This is a genomic window from Microbacterium limosum (assembly GCF_036324365.1).
Taxonomy (GTDB): domain Bacteria; phylum Actinomycetota; class Actinomycetes; order Actinomycetales; family Microbacteriaceae; genus Microbacterium; species Microbacterium limosum.
This window is the reverse complement of sequence record NZ_CP137080.1, coordinates 971,953-985,338: the sequence shown is the minus strand read 5'-3', so window position 1 is coordinate 985,338 and position 13,386 is coordinate 971,953. Positions and strand designations below refer to the sequence as shown.

Sequence of the window (13,386 nt, the reverse complement as noted above, 5' to 3'; positions counted from 1 at the left end):
GCCTGGTCGGGTGCTCCGCCCCCGCTCCCGCCTCGCCGCCGCGACGGGGCTGTTCTCGCTCGCGGCGTTCGCCCTCGCCGGCTGCAGCGCCGTGATCTCGCTCGAGCCTGCCGCGAACGCAGACGATCCCCTCTGCGCCGAGGTGTCGGTGCGGTACCCGGACGAGCTCGCGGGACAGGCTCGCGTCTGGACCGATGCGCAGGCCACGGCATCCTGGGGCTCCCCGACCGCCGTCGTGGTCAGCTGCGGCGTGGAACCTCCCGGTCCCACGACGCTGCCGTGTCAGACGGTCGGCTCGGTGGACTGGATCATCGACGACTCCGACGCCCCGCGCTACCTCGTCACGAGCTTCGGGCGCACGCCGGCCGTGCAGGTGTACCTCGACAACGAGGCCGTCTCGAGCCTCGACGTGCTCGACGCGCTCTCGCCGGCGGTCTCGCGGCTGCCCGTCGACGGGCGCTGCACGGAGCGTCCCGCGGGCGAGTGAGGCCTCAGGCCGCGCGCCCCAGGGCCGTGTCGAGGAGCTCGGAGATCAGCTCGGGATAGCTCATCCCCGACGCGATCCAGCACTTCGGGAACATCGAGATCGGGGTGAAGCCCGGCATCGTGTTGAGCTCGTTGACGACGAGGCCGTCGGCGGTCAGGAAGAAGTCCACCCGCGCGAGCCCGCGCCCATCGACCGCCTCGAACGCCCGCACGCCCATGTCGCGGATGCGGTCGGTGGATGCCGCGTCGACGTCGGCGGGACACACCACCTCCACCCCGTCGCCACCCAGGTACTTGCCCTCGAAGTCGTAGAACTCCCGCGTCGTCAGCACGATCTCGCCCGGAAGAGAGGCACGGACGACACCGTCGCTGCCCTCGAGGATCGCCACCTCGACCTCGCGCCCGGAGATCCCCTGCTCGACGAGGACCTTCTCGTCCTCGGCGAAGGCCACGCGCAGCGCCTCGTCGAGCTCGTCGATCGTGTGCACCTTCGACACCCCCACGCTGGAGCCGGCGCGCGCGGGCTTGACGAACAGCGGCATCCCGAGGCCCGCGGCATCGCTCCGCACGGCGCCGGGGTCGGCGCGCCAAGAACGCTCGCGCACGGTGACCCACGGGGCGACGGGCACGCCGGATGCCTCGAGGGCGACCTTCATGAAGTGCTTGTCCATGCACAGCGCCGAGTCGATCACGCCGGCGCCGGCGTACGGGATGCCGAGGGTGTCGAGGAAGCCCTGCACCGTTCCGTCCTCACCGTGCACGCCGTGCAGGATCGGGAGCACGACGTCGACGGACCCGAGCTCCTCGACCTCGCCGTCGGCGCGTCGGACGCGGAGGGACCGGTCCTGCCCGCCCTCCGGCCACAGGATCCGAGTGCCGTTGTCGGTCACCTCGGGCAGCCGCGCCGCGTCGAGGGCGAAACGGTCGGGATCGTCCGCCTCGAGCACGAAGACTCCGTCGCGGGTGATGCCGATGGGGATCACCCGGAAACGGTCACGGTCGATCGCCCGAAGCACTCCCCCCGCCGTGACGGAGCTGATCGAGTGCTCGCTCGAGCGCCCTCCGAAGAGCACCGCCACGACCTGTCGTTCCATTCTGGGTCCTCTCCCCCTGCGGGGTGTCATCGTCGGTGGTCAGGTGCGGGGCGATGTCGCGAGGATCCATCGTGCCGTCCAGCACGCGCTTGACCTGCTCGACGATGGGCATCTCCACCCCGGCCCCGCGGGCCAGCTGCAGGATCGGCGCGACCGAGGCCAGGCCCTCCGCGGTCTGCTGCATCTGCTTCACGACGTTCTGGAAGCTGTAGCCCTGGCCGAGAAGCCGGCCGGCCGTGTTGTTGCGCGACAGCGGCGACTGGCACGTCGCGATCAGGTCTCCGAGCCCCGCGAGCCCCTGCAGGGTCTCGGGCTGGGCGCCGAAGGCGACCGCGAAGTCGGTCATCTCGACGAGTCCCCGCGTGATGATCGACGCCTTCGTGTTCTCGCCGTACCCGACGCCGTCGACGATGCCGATGGCGACCGCGATGAGGTTCTTCAGCACGCCGCCGAACTCGGTTCCGGTGACGTCGGTGTTGACGAAGGAGCGGAAGTACCGGTTGCGCGCCCGGCGGGCGACGGCCTCCGCGGTCTCCAGGTTGAGGGAGGAGATGACGGCGGCGGTGGGCTGCTCACGGGCGATCTCGAGCGCGAGGTTCGGTCCGGACGCCACCGCGATGCGGGCCGGGTCGCAGTCCAGGCCCTGCTCGATCACCTGGCTCATGCGCAGGCCGGTGCGTTGTTCGACGCCCTTCATGAGGCTCACGATGGGCACGTCGCTCGTGGAAAGGAGTGGCCGGAGCGCGGTGAGGTTCTGACGCACCGACTGACTCGGGATCGACAGGTAGACCTGTTCGGCACCCTCGAGCGCCTCCGACAGGTGCGGCGTGGCGGTCATGGCGCGCGGCAGGTTCACGCCCGGGAGGTATTGACTGTTGCGCTTGGCCTCGGCGATCTCGTGCGCGAGCTCGGGGCGGCGCGCCCACATCGTCACGTGCGCACCCCCGTCCGCGAGGATCTTGCCGAACGTCGTGCCCCAGCTGCCGGCGCCGATCACCGCGACGCGCGGAGCCTCGTTGCCCCTACGACTCAAAGCGGCCCGTCTCCTTCTGCGCGTGCTCCGCGGGATTCCACCGCTCGGCGGGGGGCGTCTCCTGCCGGAGGGAGGCCAGCAGCGCGGTGATCGCGTCCATGATCCGGGTCGTCGCCCGGGTGAGGGTCGCGGGCTGCGATCCCGTCGCCCGGAGGTCGGACAGATCGACGGGATCTCCGATCACCAGGCGCACGTGCTTGCGCGGCGGCCACAGGTCGATCTTCTTGCTGTAGCGGCCCATGATCTGCTGCGCGCCCCAGTGAGCGACGGGGATGACGGGCAGGCCGCCCGCGAGGGCGAGACGAGCCGCCCCCGTTTTTCCCCGCATCGGCCACAGGTCGGGATCGCGCGTCAGCGTCCCCTCGGGGTACACGATGACGCCCCGCCCGTCGTCGACGAGTCGGCGCGAGGCCTCGATCGTCTGCGCCGCCCCCGAGGCGGTGGAGGCGCGGGCCACCGGGACCATTCCCGTCGCGCGCAGCGCCCATCCCAGCACGGGGACGCGGAAGAGGCTCTCCTTCGCCATGAAACGCGGCGCGCGCCCGAGGCGCCACACCGCGACCGCGACGATGAGCGGATCGATCTCGCTGTAGTGATTGGGCGCGAGCACGTACGCGCCCTTGCGGGGGAGCTTCTCGCCGCCGACGATCTCGATCCGAGCGAGGAGCCCGACCACCGGCACGACGATGCCGGCGAGCACCCAGAAGATGCTGGGGCGGGTCTTCTCGCGCGAGGCGCGGGGGCGCGCGCTCATCCGACGACGTCGAAGTCGGCGCCCAGGCCAGTCAGCTTGTCGAAGAACTTCTCGTATCCGCGGCTGATGATGCCGACGTTGCGCACGGTGGACGTGCCCTCCGCGGTGAGGGCGGCGATGACGTGGCTGTACCCGCCCCGCAGGTCGGGCACGGTGATGTCGGCTCCGGTGAGCGGCGTCGGGCCCGTGATGACGGCGGCCTGCTCGAGGGTGCGGCGCGGCACGCGGCGCACCCCGTTCTGCAGGCCGTGCGGGTGCACGGCGATCTTGGCGCCCATCTTGTTCAGCGCATCGGTGAAGCCGAAGCGGTTCTCGTAGACGGTCTCGTGCACGATCGACTCGCCCGTGGCCTGCGTGAGCGCGACGATGAGCGGCTGCTGCCAGTCCGTCATGAAGCCGGGGTGCACGTCGGTCTCGACGACGACGGGGCGCAGGTCGCCCCCGCGCCGGAACAGGATGCCGTCCTCGCGCACGTCGAACCAGCCCCCGCTCTTGCGGAAGATGTTCAGGAACGTGAGCATCTCCTGCTGCTTGGCGCCTCCGACGAAGATCTCGCCGTCGGTCGCGAGCGCGGCGCTGGCCCAGCTCGCGGCCTCGTTGCGGTCGAAGATCGCACGGTGCTCGTACCCGCGCAGGTCGTCGACGCCCTCGATGAGGATGACGCGGTTCGGCTCGTAGGAGATGATCGCGCCCATCTTCTGCAGCACGGCGATCAGGTCCATGATCTCCGGCTCGATGGCGGCGTTCTTCAGCTCCGTGACGCCCCTGGAGCGCACGGCCGTCAGCAGCACCTGTTCCGTGGCTCCCACGCTCGGGTACGGCAGGTGGATGTTCGCACCGTGCAGACCGCCCGGCGCCGACAGGCGGATGCCGCTCGGGAGCTTCTCGACGACGGCGCCGAACTTGCGCAGGGCGTCGAGGTGGAAGTCGATCGGCCGGTCGCCGATGCGGCATCCGCCGAGGTCGGGGATGAAGGCCTGGCCGAGGCGGTGCAGGAGCGGGCCGCAGAACAGGATCGGGATGCGCGAGGCCCCCGCGTGCGCGTCGATCTCCTCCATGTGGGCGGACTCGACGTCGCGGGGATCGAGCACGAGGCTGCCCTCTGCATCCCCGTCCTGCACCCGCACGCCGTGAACCTCCAGCAGCGAGCGCACGACCGCGACATCGCTGATGTCGGGGACGTCGTGCAGGATGCTGGCGGTGTCGCCGAGCAGCGAGGCGACCATGGCCTTCGTGACGAGGTTCTTCGCGCCCTTGACGTCGACCGTCCCGGAGAGCGGGTGCCCGCCCCGGATCTGAAGCGTCTCCCCCGACCCTCCCTTCCGACCGCCCAGCGCCACGGAGTCGTTCAGGAGTGTCGTCATGCGGTCGGCCTCACGTTAGGGGAAGGGGCGGCACCGGTAGGGTGCGTGGCCTCCATGATTCGCGTCGCGCCTCGTAAGCTGCGATCTTGTCTTCGTTCCTGAGGGTGAGCCCGATGTCGTCGAGTCCCTCCAGGAGCCGCCACCTAGTGTAATCGTCGATGTCGAATGCGACCCGGACATCGGCGACCGACACCTCGCGCGCCTCCAGGTCCACCGTCATCAGCGCGCCCGGCTCGGCCTCCAGCGCCGACCAGATGCGCTCCAGGTCCGCCTCGGGCACGACGGCGGCGAGCAGGCCCTGCTTGCCCGCGTTGCCGCGGAAGATGTCGGCGAAGCGCGAGCTGAGCACGACCCGGAACCCGTAGTCGCGCAGCGCCCACACGGCGTGCTCCCGGCTCGAGCCGGTGCCGAAATCGGGGCCGGCGACGAGGATGCTCGCCCCCGCGTACGCCGGCTGGTTCAGCACGAAGTCGGGATCCTGGCGCCAGTTGGCGAACAGGGCGTCCTCAAAGCCCGTCTTGGTGACCCGCTTGAGGTAGACGGCGGGGATGATCTGGTCGGTGTCGACGGCCGACCGGCGCAGGGGCACCGCGACACCCGTGTGCGTGGTGAACTTCTCCATGCTCAGGCCTCCGCCCCGGTCGTGGCCGCCACAGCGTCGGCCGGCTCGAGGTCGCTCGGGCTCGAGAGCGTGCCCCTGATGGCGGTGGCCGCGGCCACGAGCGGGGAGACGAGGTGCGTGCGCCCGCCCTTGCCCTGCCGGCCCTCGAAGTTGCGGTTGCTCGTCGACGCGCACCGCTCGCCGGGGGCGAGCTGGTCGGGGTTCATCCCGAGGCACATCGAGCAGCCGGCGAAGCGCCATTCCGCACCGAAGTCGACGAAGACCTTGTCCAGGCCCTCGGCCTCGGCCTCGAGGCGCACGCGCGCCGATCCGGGGACGACCATGACACGCACCCCTTCGGCCTTCGTGCGGCCCCGGATGATCGATGCGAACGCGCGCAGGTCCTCGATCCGGCTGTTGGTGCACGAGCCCATGAAGACGGCGTCGACGGCGACGTCCTTCATCGCGGTGCCCGGCTCGAGGTCCATGTACTCGAGCGCGCGCTCGGCGGCGCGGCGCTCGTTGGGATCGGTCATCGCCGCGGGGTCGGGCACGGAGTCCGAGAGGGACACGCCCTGGCCGGGGTTGGTCCCCCACGTGACGAAGGGCTCGAGCTCGTTCGCGTCGAGGAAGACCTCCGCGTCGTAGACGGCGCCCTCGTCGGAGGGCAGCGTGCGCCAGTAGGCGACGGCATCCTCCCAATCCTTGCCCTGGGGGGCGTGCGGCTTGTCCTTCACGTAGGCGAAGGTCGTCTCGTCGGGCGCGACCATGCCGGCGCGCGCGCCCGCCTCGATCGACATGTTGCAGATCGTCATCCGCCCCTCCATCGAGAGGGAGCGGATCGCGCTGCCGCGGTACTCGAGCACGTAGCCCTGGCCGCCGTTCGTGCCGATCTTGGCGATGACGGCGAGGATGATGTCCTTCGCCGTGACGCCGGGCTTGAGCTCGCCCTCGACCGTGATGGCCATCGTCTTGAAGGGCTTGAGCGGCAGGGTCTGGGTCGCCATGACGTGCTCGACCTCGCTCGTGCCGATGCCGAAGGCCATCGCGCCGAACGCGCCGTGGGTGCTCGTGTGCGAGTCTCCGCAGACGACGGTGATCCCCGGCATCGTCAGGCCCAGCTGCGGGCCTACGACGTGCACGATGCCCTGCTCCTTGTCGCCCAGCGAGTGGATGCGCACGCCGAACTCCTCGGCGTTGCGGCGCAGGGTCTCGATCTGGGTGCGGCTCGTGAGGTCGGCGATCGGCTTGTCGATCTCGAGCGTCGGGGTGTTGTGGTCCTCGGTCGCGATCGTCAGGTCGAGACGCCGCAGCGGGCGGCCCTCGGTGCGCAGTCCGTCGAATGCCTGCGGGCTGGTCACCTCGTGCACGAGGTGCAGGTCGATGTAGATGAGGTCGGGCTGGCCGTCCTCGCCCTTGACGACGAGGTGGTCGTCCCAGACCTTCTCGGCGAGGGTGCGCGGTCGATCGGGGATCGTGATGTCGGACGCGTGGGTCTGCGGTGTGCTCATGCTCAGTGGTTTCTCTCCTGTGAGGGGATCAAGCCCGCGACGAACTCCGCGACGAGTGAGGCCTGGGAACTAGGACTCGTCGCGGCCGCTAAGGAGGAGGCGAGCGATCCGCACGGCCCCAGGGTATCACCGCGGCGGCAGACCCCTCTCCCGGCCGGGGCCCGCCCCCTCTCCCGGCCGGGGCCCGCCCCCTCTCCCGGCGAACGGCCGCGACACACCGCGACCACACGGCCCGATGCGGCGTGTCGCGACCGTTCGGCACGGGGACGCGACGCCTCGCGGGCCGACGCCTCAGCTGCGGGCGTCGGGCTTGGCATCGGATGCCGGGGGCTGCTCGACGGTGGAGGGAGTGCCCATCTCGACCGCGACGCTCGCAGCCGCCTCGTCCTCGCCGTCGGCGCGGCGCTCGCGGGCCGAGGCCGAGAGGCTCGCGAGCGTCGCGACCGCCATCGAGAGCACGATGACGGCGAGCGACACCCACGTCGAGATGACCGGCACCCACTCGATGTGCTCACCCCCGTTGATGAAGGGCAGCTCGTTCTCGTGCAGCGCGTGCAGGATGAGCTTCACGCCGATGAAGGCGAGGATGAACGCGATGCCGTAGTGCAGATAGCGCAGGCGGTCGAGCAGGTCGCCGAGGAGGAAGTACAGCTGGCGCAGCCCCATCAGCGCGAAGACGTTGGCGGTGAAGACGATGAAGGCGCTCTGCGTGATGCCGAAGATCGCGGGGATCGAGTCGATCGCGAAGAGCAGGTCGGTGACCCCGATCGCCGCGAAGACGATGATCATCGGCGTGAACATCTTCCTGCCGTCCACGACCGTGCGCAGCTTCGAGCCGTCGTACTCGTCGTGGATGTCTATGCCCCGGCGAAGCAGGCGGAGGAGGAAGTTCTCCTGCGTGACGTCGGAGTCGTGGTCGCCACCCGGGAAGGCCTGCTTGACGGCGGTGTAGATCAGGAACGCGCCGAAGAGATAGAAGATCGGGCTGAAGTGCTCGATGACCGCCGCACCCACCAGGATGAACAGGCCGCGCAGGACGAGCGCGATGATGATGCCGACCATCAGCACCTCCTGCTGATACCGCCGCGGCACCGAGAACTGGCTCATGATCAGCACGAAGACGAAGAGGTTGTCGATCGACAGGCTGTACTCCGTCAGCCACCCCGCCACGAACTGCCCCGCGACCTCTCCCCCCGCGAAGAACCACATGACACCCGCGAAGATCAGGGCGAGAGTGACGTAGAAGACGACCCACAGGGTCGACTCCTTCGTGGAGGGGATGTGCGGCCGCTTGAGGATGATCAGCAGGTCTGCCACGAGGATCAGCGTCACCACGACGAGCGAGCCGATCTGGAACCAGACGGGAAGGACGAGGTCCATGCACGGCCTTTCGCGGCGGGAGGAAGAGGGGAAAGCCGAAGACGGGACGGGCTGTCGACGCAGCGCCTGTCGAGCGGCGACGAGTCTACGCCGCCCGTCCCTCCGCAGACGATGCGACGGATCTGAGACGATCCGCCCTGGCTCGACACTGACAGGGTGAGAGATGATGACGGCGAGCCGGGGCGACCCGGGCGATGAAGGGACCAGCGCGTGGCGGAGGCGGCGATGCACGACGAAGCCACGCTGGTCGCGCAGGCGGCGGCGGGCAGCGACTTCGCCTTCCGCACGCTCTATCGCGCGCACGTGCGCCCCGTTTACTGGGTCGCCTATGGCGTGCTCGGCGACGCGGGAGAGGCGGAGGATGCCGCTCAGGAGACGTTCGTGACCGCGTGGCGCAAGCTCTCGGGCCTGCAGCTGCGGGGCACGTCGATGCTGCCGTGGCTCGTCACCATCTGCCGCTTCCACTGCGCCAACAGGCTGCGCGCCCGCCGCGCGACGGAACCGCTCGAGCACGCCGAACAGCTGCCGGCCACGGTGGATGTCGAGAAGCAGGTGATCGACGCCGAGTACGCCCGGCGCATCCTGGCCGAGATCGAACAGCTCGACCCCCTCGACCGTGACATCTTCCTGCTGTGTGCGACGGAGGGCTACGGCTACGACGCCGCCGCCGGCGCGCTCGGAGTCACGCACGGCACGGTGCGCAATCGTCTCTCTCGTATCCGATCGCGCGTGCGCACATCCCTGGGAGAGACCTCATGAGCACCCCGACCCCGCCCCTGCCGCCGCTGACCGAGGCGACGATCGACCGCATCGAGGCGCGTGTCATGGATGCCGCGCAGCACGATCGCGCGAGCAGGCGGCGCCGGCGGCGCACCGCCTGGGCGGTTGCGGCCTCCGCGGCGGCCGTGCTCGTCGTCGCCGCCGTCATCTCGCCCGCTGTCGTCGGCGGCATCGGAGGCGCCGCTTCGGACGAGGCGGGCGTGATCGCCACCGACGGCGCGTTCGAGCCGGCTCCCGGGGGCGCGCCCCCCGGTGACGCGGCACCCGAGTCAGTCGACGGGTCGATCATCGCCGGGCGGGGTTCCGCGGGGGACGCGTCGACTTCCCAGAGCGCGCCCGACCGCGAGCTGATCGCCTCCGGATCCATGCGTGTGCTCGTGGGAGATGTGGATGCCGCGGCCGAGGCCATCGCCGAGGACGCGCAGGCCCGCGGGGGGTACGTCGAAAGCCTCAACGTCGGCCGCACCGATCTCGTCGTCGACCCCGCGACGGGGACGTCGATGCCCGCGCCGGTCGACGGTGCGTGGATCACCGTGCGCGTGCCCGCCGACGAGCTTCCGGCCGCAATGGCGGCGGCCGGCGCACGCGGGGAGGTGACCTCCTCGAGCGTGTCGCGGGTCGACGTCACGGAGCAGGCCCAGGATTTGCGCGCACGCCTGGCCGCGGCCGAGGCATCCGTCGCGCGCCTGACCGAGCTCATGGCCCAGAGCGAATCGGTGGCCGACCTGATCGCGGCCGAGACCGCGCTCGCGGAGAGGCAGGCGGAACTGGAGTCGTACCGCCAGCAGCTCGAGCAGCTCGATGAGCAGGTGGAGCTGTCGTCGCTGACGGTCGAGCTCGCGGTGGAGCGGACGGAGGTCAGGGCCGATCCGGCGGGGTTCGGCGATGGTCTCGTCACCGGCTGGAACAGCATGATCGCCGCCCTCAACGGCTTCGTCGTCGCCCTCGGGTTCCTGCTGCCCTGGCTCGCGGTCATCGCCCTGGCGGCCGCTCTCGTCTGGGGCGTGCGGGCGCTGGTGCGGCGGCGCCGCGCGTCGCAGCAGCGCCCGCGCGGCGAGTCCTAAGCGGTGGCGGTGGCGTCCTTGCGCGGCAGGACCCAGCCCGCGCGCGGGAAGTGGCACGTGTAGCCGTTGGGGTAGCGCAACAGGTAGTCCTGGTGCTCCGGCTCGGCCTCCCAGAAGGGGCCGGCCTCCTCGATCGTCGTCACGGCCTTGCCCGGCCACAGGCCCGAGGCGTCCACGTCCAGGATGGTCTCCCGCGCGACGCGCTCCTGCTCGGGGGTGAGCGGGAAGATCGCCGAGCGGTAGCTCGTGCCGATGTCGTTGCCCTGCCGGTTCAGCGTCGACGGGTCGTGGATCTGGAAGAAGAAGGCCAGGATGTCGCGGTAGGTCGTCGCCTCCGGGTCGAAGACGATCTCCACCGCTTCGGCATGACCGGGGTGGTTGCGGTAGGTCGCGTGGGCGTTCTCTCCCCCGGTGTAGCCGACCCGCGTGCCGAGCACGCCGGGCTGGCGCCGGATCAGGTCTTCCATGCCCCAGAAGCATCCGCCGGCGAGGACCGCCGTCTCGGTTCCGGGGGTGCGGGTGATGCTGCCGTCGTCGGTCATGGGGTGAGCGTACCTCTCTGTCCGGGGTGCGGGCTCGGTGTGCCCGACGGGGACAACGGTCTGCGCGGCATCCGTGTTCCCGATCTACCGGAGGTGCGCCGATCCCCTGCGGGCATCGCGCCCGCAGGAGTGATCGGAGTCAGCCGCCCGAGGGGTTGTCGACGGGCTTGCCGTCGCCGTCGAGCGTCGTGTCGGGCTCCTCGGGGGCGCCACCCGACGTCGTGTCGGCTTCGGCGTCCCCGCCCGGGGTGCCCTCGGTGTTGTGGATGTCGGACGTGTCGCGATCGGTCATCGCTGCCTCCTTCTCCGGCCGGGCCGGGTCGTCGTGCCGGGAACGCTACGCGCCCGGCTGCGCTCGCCCGCCCCCATTGACATCCGCGCCTGCGCACGGCACGCTTGCGCGCTCGTGCGGGACGCCGGGCGTCTCAGAGCGGAAGCTCGCGCGAGCGATCCCAGTCCTCGGTCCATCCGAGCGCGTCGAACAGCCCGTCCAGCAGCATGCCGGTGAATCCCCACACCAGTCGGCCGTCGCGGCCGTGCGGCACGAGGAATCCCGGGCCGCGGAACTCCCGACCGCCGCGCCGTATCACCGTCACCCCGCGATTGGCGGGATCGAGCAGGTCGGCGACGGGCATCCGGAACACGTCCGCCGACTCCGCCTCGTCGACGACCCCGACGGGAGAGGGATGCCGCCACCAGGCGAGCACGGGCGTCACGACATGACCGGAGAATGCCAGCGAGACGCGCTCCAGCTCGCCGAGCACCTCCACCCCCGCGGCGTCGACGCCGGTCTCCTCCTCGGCCTCGCGCACGGCGGCGGCCACCGCGCCGTCGTCTCCCGGATCCACCCTTCCCCCGGGGAAGGCGATCTGACCGGGGTGCGAGCGCAGTGTCGCGGCGCGGGCCAGCAGCAGCACGTCGAGGTCGCGGGACACGGCCCGGGCCTGGGCCTCGTGATCGCTCGGCAGGCGGTCGAGCACCCCGAAGAGCATCAGCACGGCCGCGGGTCGCAGGCCGGCCCCGGGCAGAGGACCGAACCGCCGGGCCAGGGCCCCTCCGGCGCCCCGCGCCGCGAACGCCGCCAGTTGCGCCCGGGCGCTCCGAGACGAGGAGGAAGCGGGCACCCGCCCAGCGTACGCCCCGCCTCCCCCGTGCGTCCTCGGTGGCACCGGGCGCCTCGGCATCCCACAATGGAGGACAGACACGCGACACGAGGGGGCAGTGGCCATGGCCGAACACCGCATCTTCGCAATGCCCTTCGCCCGGGTCTACCCGCTGTATCTCGCGAAGGTCGAGCGCAAAGGGAGGGCCCCGGAAGACGTGGATCGCGTCATCACCTGGCTCACCGGCTACGACGAAGCGGGCCTGCGGCGCAGCATCGAGGAGGGCGTCGACCTCGCGACGTTCTTCGCGCGCGCCCCCCGGATCAATCCCGACAGCACGCTCATCACCGGAGTCATCTGCGGCCTGCGCGTGGAGGACATCGAGGATCCTCTGATGCAGCAGATCCGGTACATGGACAAGCTCGTCGACGAGGTCGCCCGAGGGAAGAAGATGGCATCGATTCTGCGGGGCGGCGCGGCGGTCTGAGGCCGGAGCGCGACACTCCACCGCCCCTGCGCCACGCGGGCCATGGCCCGCGATCGGGCCTTTTCCGGCGCCCGGGCACGCTCTGCACCCAGGAGACCTTCAGGTGGCCTATGCCAGGGTCGGTGCTTTGTGTCCGCTCCACGGACGCCCGGCGCCGCCCGAACGGCGCAGCTCATCGATACGGAACCGGTACTTCATGCGCTCCATCACGTCTTCGTCACCCGACCGCCGCACCCGTCGCCTCGCTGATCGCAGCGCACGACGGGCCCGCCGCCGGCCCGCGATCGCCACGAGCGCACTCGCGCTGGGCATCATCGCGGCGGTCGGCCTGTCGACGGCCCCCGCGGCCCAGGCGGGTGCCTCCGGCACTTCCCCCGGCATCGCGCTCGCCTCCTTCACGACCGCCATCGAGCCGACCCCTGTCGTCTCGCCGACGGGCACGGACGAGATCTCCACCGCGATGCAGGCCGAACTGGCCGCGGCCGACGCGTCGCTGGCCGCGGCCACCGCCGTCGCATCGGACATCTCGGCCTCGGGACTCGACATCGGCGTGCCCGAGACGACCGTCGACACCGCCGCGCTGGAAGACGCGATCGATCGACTCGAGGGCGCGACCGACCTGCCGGCGCCTCTCGTTCCCGACCTGACCGACGACGTGACCGAGCACCGCACGGTCGTCGACGGCCAGGTCGCCAGCCTGCGAGGCAGCCTCGAGGCAGCCCAGGCGAAGAAGGCCGAGGAGGAGGCCGCCGAGAAGGCGCGTCTCGAGGCCGAGGCCGCCGCGAGGGCCGCCGCCGCGGCACCCGCCCCGCGCTCCTCCGCTGCCGGTGCCCCCATCGCCGCGGGTGGCGCCGTCGGCGGCACGAGCCCCGCGGACGCGCAGGCGACCGCCCGCTCGATGCTCGGCGGCTACGGATGGGGCGACGACCAGTTCTCGTGCCTCGTCTCCCTCTGGCACAAGGAGTCCGGATGGCGCTACAACGCCTACAACGCCTCGAGCGGCGCCACCGGCATCCCGCAGGCTCTGCCCGGCAGCAAGATGGCGTCGGCCGGTGCCGACTGGCAGACCAACCCGGCGACCCAGATCCGCTGGGGTCTGGGATACATCCAGGGCCGCTACGGCAGCCCCTGCGGCGCCTGGTCGCACTCGCAGTCGGTCGGCTGGTACTGACCCTCGTCACCTCGAA

The 13,386-nt window shown here is 71.0% G+C and carries 15 protein-coding genes; 5 read left to right on the top strand and 10 right to left on the bottom strand.

The window, feature by feature from the left end; genetic code table 11:
• Window positions 1-10: 10 nt before the first annotated feature.
• Complete coding sequence (locus tag RYJ27_RS04740) at window positions 11-487, top strand: DUF3515 family protein (protein ID WP_330171599.1); 477 nt, start codon at window positions 11-13, stop codon at window positions 485-487.
• A gap of 4 nt (window positions 488-491) precedes the next feature.
• On the opposite strand, the gene RYJ27_RS04735 is transcribed toward RYJ27_RS04740, so the two are convergent.
• The 7 genes from RYJ27_RS04735 to RYJ27_RS04705 all read right to left on the bottom strand — a co-directional run bounded on the left by RYJ27_RS04735 (window position 492) and on the right by RYJ27_RS04705 (window position 8,223).
• Window positions 492-1,580 (bottom strand): D-alanine--D-alanine ligase family protein, encoded by a 1,089-nt coding sequence (locus RYJ27_RS04735; RefSeq protein WP_330171598.1) that lies wholly within the window; start codon window positions 1,578-1,580, stop codon window positions 492-494.
• Entirely contained in the window at window positions 1,480-2,577 is a 1,098-nt protein-coding gene (locus RYJ27_RS04730; RefSeq protein ID WP_330171597.1) for an NAD(P)H-dependent glycerol-3-phosphate dehydrogenase, read from the bottom strand. Before RYJ27_RS04730 ends, RYJ27_RS04735 begins: the two co-directional genes overlap by 101 nt.
• 25 nt (window positions 2,578-2,602) lie before the next feature.
• Complete coding sequence (locus RYJ27_RS04725; protein ID WP_330171596.1) at window positions 2,603-3,367, bottom strand: lysophospholipid acyltransferase family protein; 765 nt, start codon at window positions 3,365-3,367, stop codon at window positions 2,603-2,605.
• The gene (gene murA / locus RYJ27_RS04720) at window positions 3,364-4,731 is read right to left on the bottom strand and encodes a UDP-N-acetylglucosamine 1-carboxyvinyltransferase (protein ID WP_330171595.1); all 1,368 of its coding nucleotides are present in this window, start codon (window positions 4,729-4,731) and stop codon (window positions 3,364-3,366) included. Before murA ends, RYJ27_RS04725 begins: the two co-directional genes overlap by 4 nt.
• 10 nt (window positions 4,732-4,741) lie before the next feature.
• Window positions 4,742-5,353: a 3-isopropylmalate dehydratase small subunit gene (gene leuD / locus RYJ27_RS04715; protein ID WP_330171594.1), complete on the bottom strand. Its 612-nt coding sequence runs from the start codon at window positions 5,351-5,353 to the stop codon at window positions 4,742-4,744.
• A gap of 2 nt (window positions 5,354-5,355) precedes the next feature.
• Window positions 5,356-6,843, bottom strand: a complete 1,488-nt coding sequence (gene leuC / locus RYJ27_RS04710) for a 3-isopropylmalate dehydratase large subunit (protein ID WP_330171593.1) — start codon at window positions 6,841-6,843, stop codon at window positions 5,356-5,358.
• A 291-nt stretch (window positions 6,844-7,134) separates the two neighbouring features.
• Entirely contained in the window at window positions 7,135-8,223 is a 1,089-nt protein-coding gene (locus RYJ27_RS04705) for a TerC family protein (protein ID WP_330171592.1), read from the bottom strand.
• A gap of 225 nt (window positions 8,224-8,448) precedes the next feature.
• On the opposite strand from RYJ27_RS04705, the gene RYJ27_RS04700 reads away from it, so the two are divergent.
• Window positions 8,449-8,982: an RNA polymerase sigma factor gene (locus RYJ27_RS04700; protein ID WP_330171591.1), complete on the top strand. Its 534-nt coding sequence runs from the start codon at window positions 8,449-8,451 to the stop codon at window positions 8,980-8,982.
• Complete coding sequence (locus RYJ27_RS04695; RefSeq protein WP_330171590.1) at window positions 8,979-10,067, top strand: DUF4349 domain-containing protein; 1,089 nt, start codon at window positions 8,979-8,981, stop codon at window positions 10,065-10,067. The genes RYJ27_RS04700 and RYJ27_RS04695 overlap by 4 nt, the downstream gene beginning before the upstream one ends.
• On the opposite strand, the gene msrA is transcribed toward RYJ27_RS04695, so the two are convergent.
• The 3 genes from msrA to RYJ27_RS04680 form a co-directional block, all read right to left on the bottom strand.
• Window positions 10,064-10,609, bottom strand: coding sequence for a peptide-methionine (S)-S-oxide reductase MsrA (msrA, locus tag RYJ27_RS04690; RefSeq protein ID WP_330171589.1), 546 nt, complete (start codon window positions 10,607-10,609; stop codon window positions 10,064-10,066). The two genes, RYJ27_RS04695 and msrA, sit on opposite strands and share 4 nt — an antisense overlap.
• Window positions 10,610-10,748: 139 nt before the next feature.
• On the bottom strand, window positions 10,749-10,901 hold the full coding sequence (locus RYJ27_RS04685; RefSeq protein WP_330171588.1) for a hypothetical protein: 153 nt from the start codon (window positions 10,899-10,901) through the stop codon (window positions 10,749-10,751).
• Between the two features lie 133 nt (window positions 10,902-11,034).
• Entirely contained in the window at window positions 11,035-11,733 is a 699-nt protein-coding gene (locus tag RYJ27_RS04680) for an NUDIX hydrolase (protein WP_330171587.1), read from the bottom strand.
• A gap of 103 nt (window positions 11,734-11,836) precedes the next feature.
• On the opposite strand from RYJ27_RS04680, the gene RYJ27_RS04675 reads away from it, so the two are divergent.
• Both RYJ27_RS04675 and RYJ27_RS04670 read left to right on the top strand, forming a co-directional pair.
• Entirely contained in the window at window positions 11,837-12,199 is a 363-nt protein-coding gene (locus RYJ27_RS04675) for a DUF2200 domain-containing protein (RefSeq protein WP_330171586.1), read from the top strand.
• Window positions 12,200-12,395: 196 nt separating this feature from the next.
• Complete coding sequence (locus RYJ27_RS04670; protein ID WP_330171585.1) at window positions 12,396-13,370, top strand: aggregation-promoting factor C-terminal-like domain-containing protein; 975 nt, start codon at window positions 12,396-12,398, stop codon at window positions 13,368-13,370.
• The last annotated feature ends 16 nt before the right edge of the window (window positions 13,371-13,386 follow it).

Excerpts from the sequence above, each read along its gene's own strand:
- RYJ27_RS04735 (WP_330171598.1), bottom strand. The coding sequence starts at position 1,580 with ATGGAACGACAGGTCGTGGCGGTGCTCTTCGGAGGGCGCTCGAGCGAG.
- RYJ27_RS04725 (WP_330171596.1), bottom strand. The coding sequence starts at position 3,367 with ATGAGCGCGCGCCCCCGCGCCTCGCGCGAGAAGACCCGCCCCAGCATC.
- murA (WP_330171595.1), bottom strand. The coding sequence starts at position 4,731 with ATGACGACACTCCTGAACGACTCCGTGGCGCTGGGCGGTCGGAAGGGA.
- leuD (WP_330171594.1), bottom strand. The coding sequence starts at position 5,353 with ATGGAGAAGTTCACCACGCACACGGGTGTCGCGGTGCCCCTGCGCCGG.
- leuC (WP_330171593.1), bottom strand. The coding sequence starts at position 6,843 with ATGAGCACACCGCAGACCCACGCGTCCGACATCACGATCCCCGATCGA.
- RYJ27_RS04705 (WP_330171592.1), bottom strand. The coding sequence starts at position 8,223 with ATGGACCTCGTCCTTCCCGTCTGGTTCCAGATCGGCTCGCTCGTCGTG.
- RYJ27_RS04700 (WP_330171591.1), top strand. The coding sequence starts at position 8,449 with ATGCACGACGAAGCCACGCTGGTCGCGCAGGCGGCGGCGGGCAGCGAC.
- RYJ27_RS04695 (WP_330171590.1), top strand. The coding sequence starts at position 8,979 with ATGAGCACCCCGACCCCGCCCCTGCCGCCGCTGACCGAGGCGACGATC.
- msrA (WP_330171589.1), bottom strand. The coding sequence starts at position 10,609 with ATGACCGACGACGGCAGCATCACCCGCACCCCCGGAACCGAGACGGCG.
- RYJ27_RS04685 (WP_330171588.1), bottom strand. The coding sequence starts at position 10,901 with ATGACCGATCGCGACACGTCCGACATCCACAACACCGAGGGCACCCCG.
- RYJ27_RS04675 (WP_330171586.1), top strand. The coding sequence starts at position 11,837 with ATGGCCGAACACCGCATCTTCGCAATGCCCTTCGCCCGGGTCTACCCG.
- RYJ27_RS04670 (WP_330171585.1), top strand. The coding sequence starts at position 12,396 with ATGCGCTCCATCACGTCTTCGTCACCCGACCGCCGCACCCGTCGCCTC.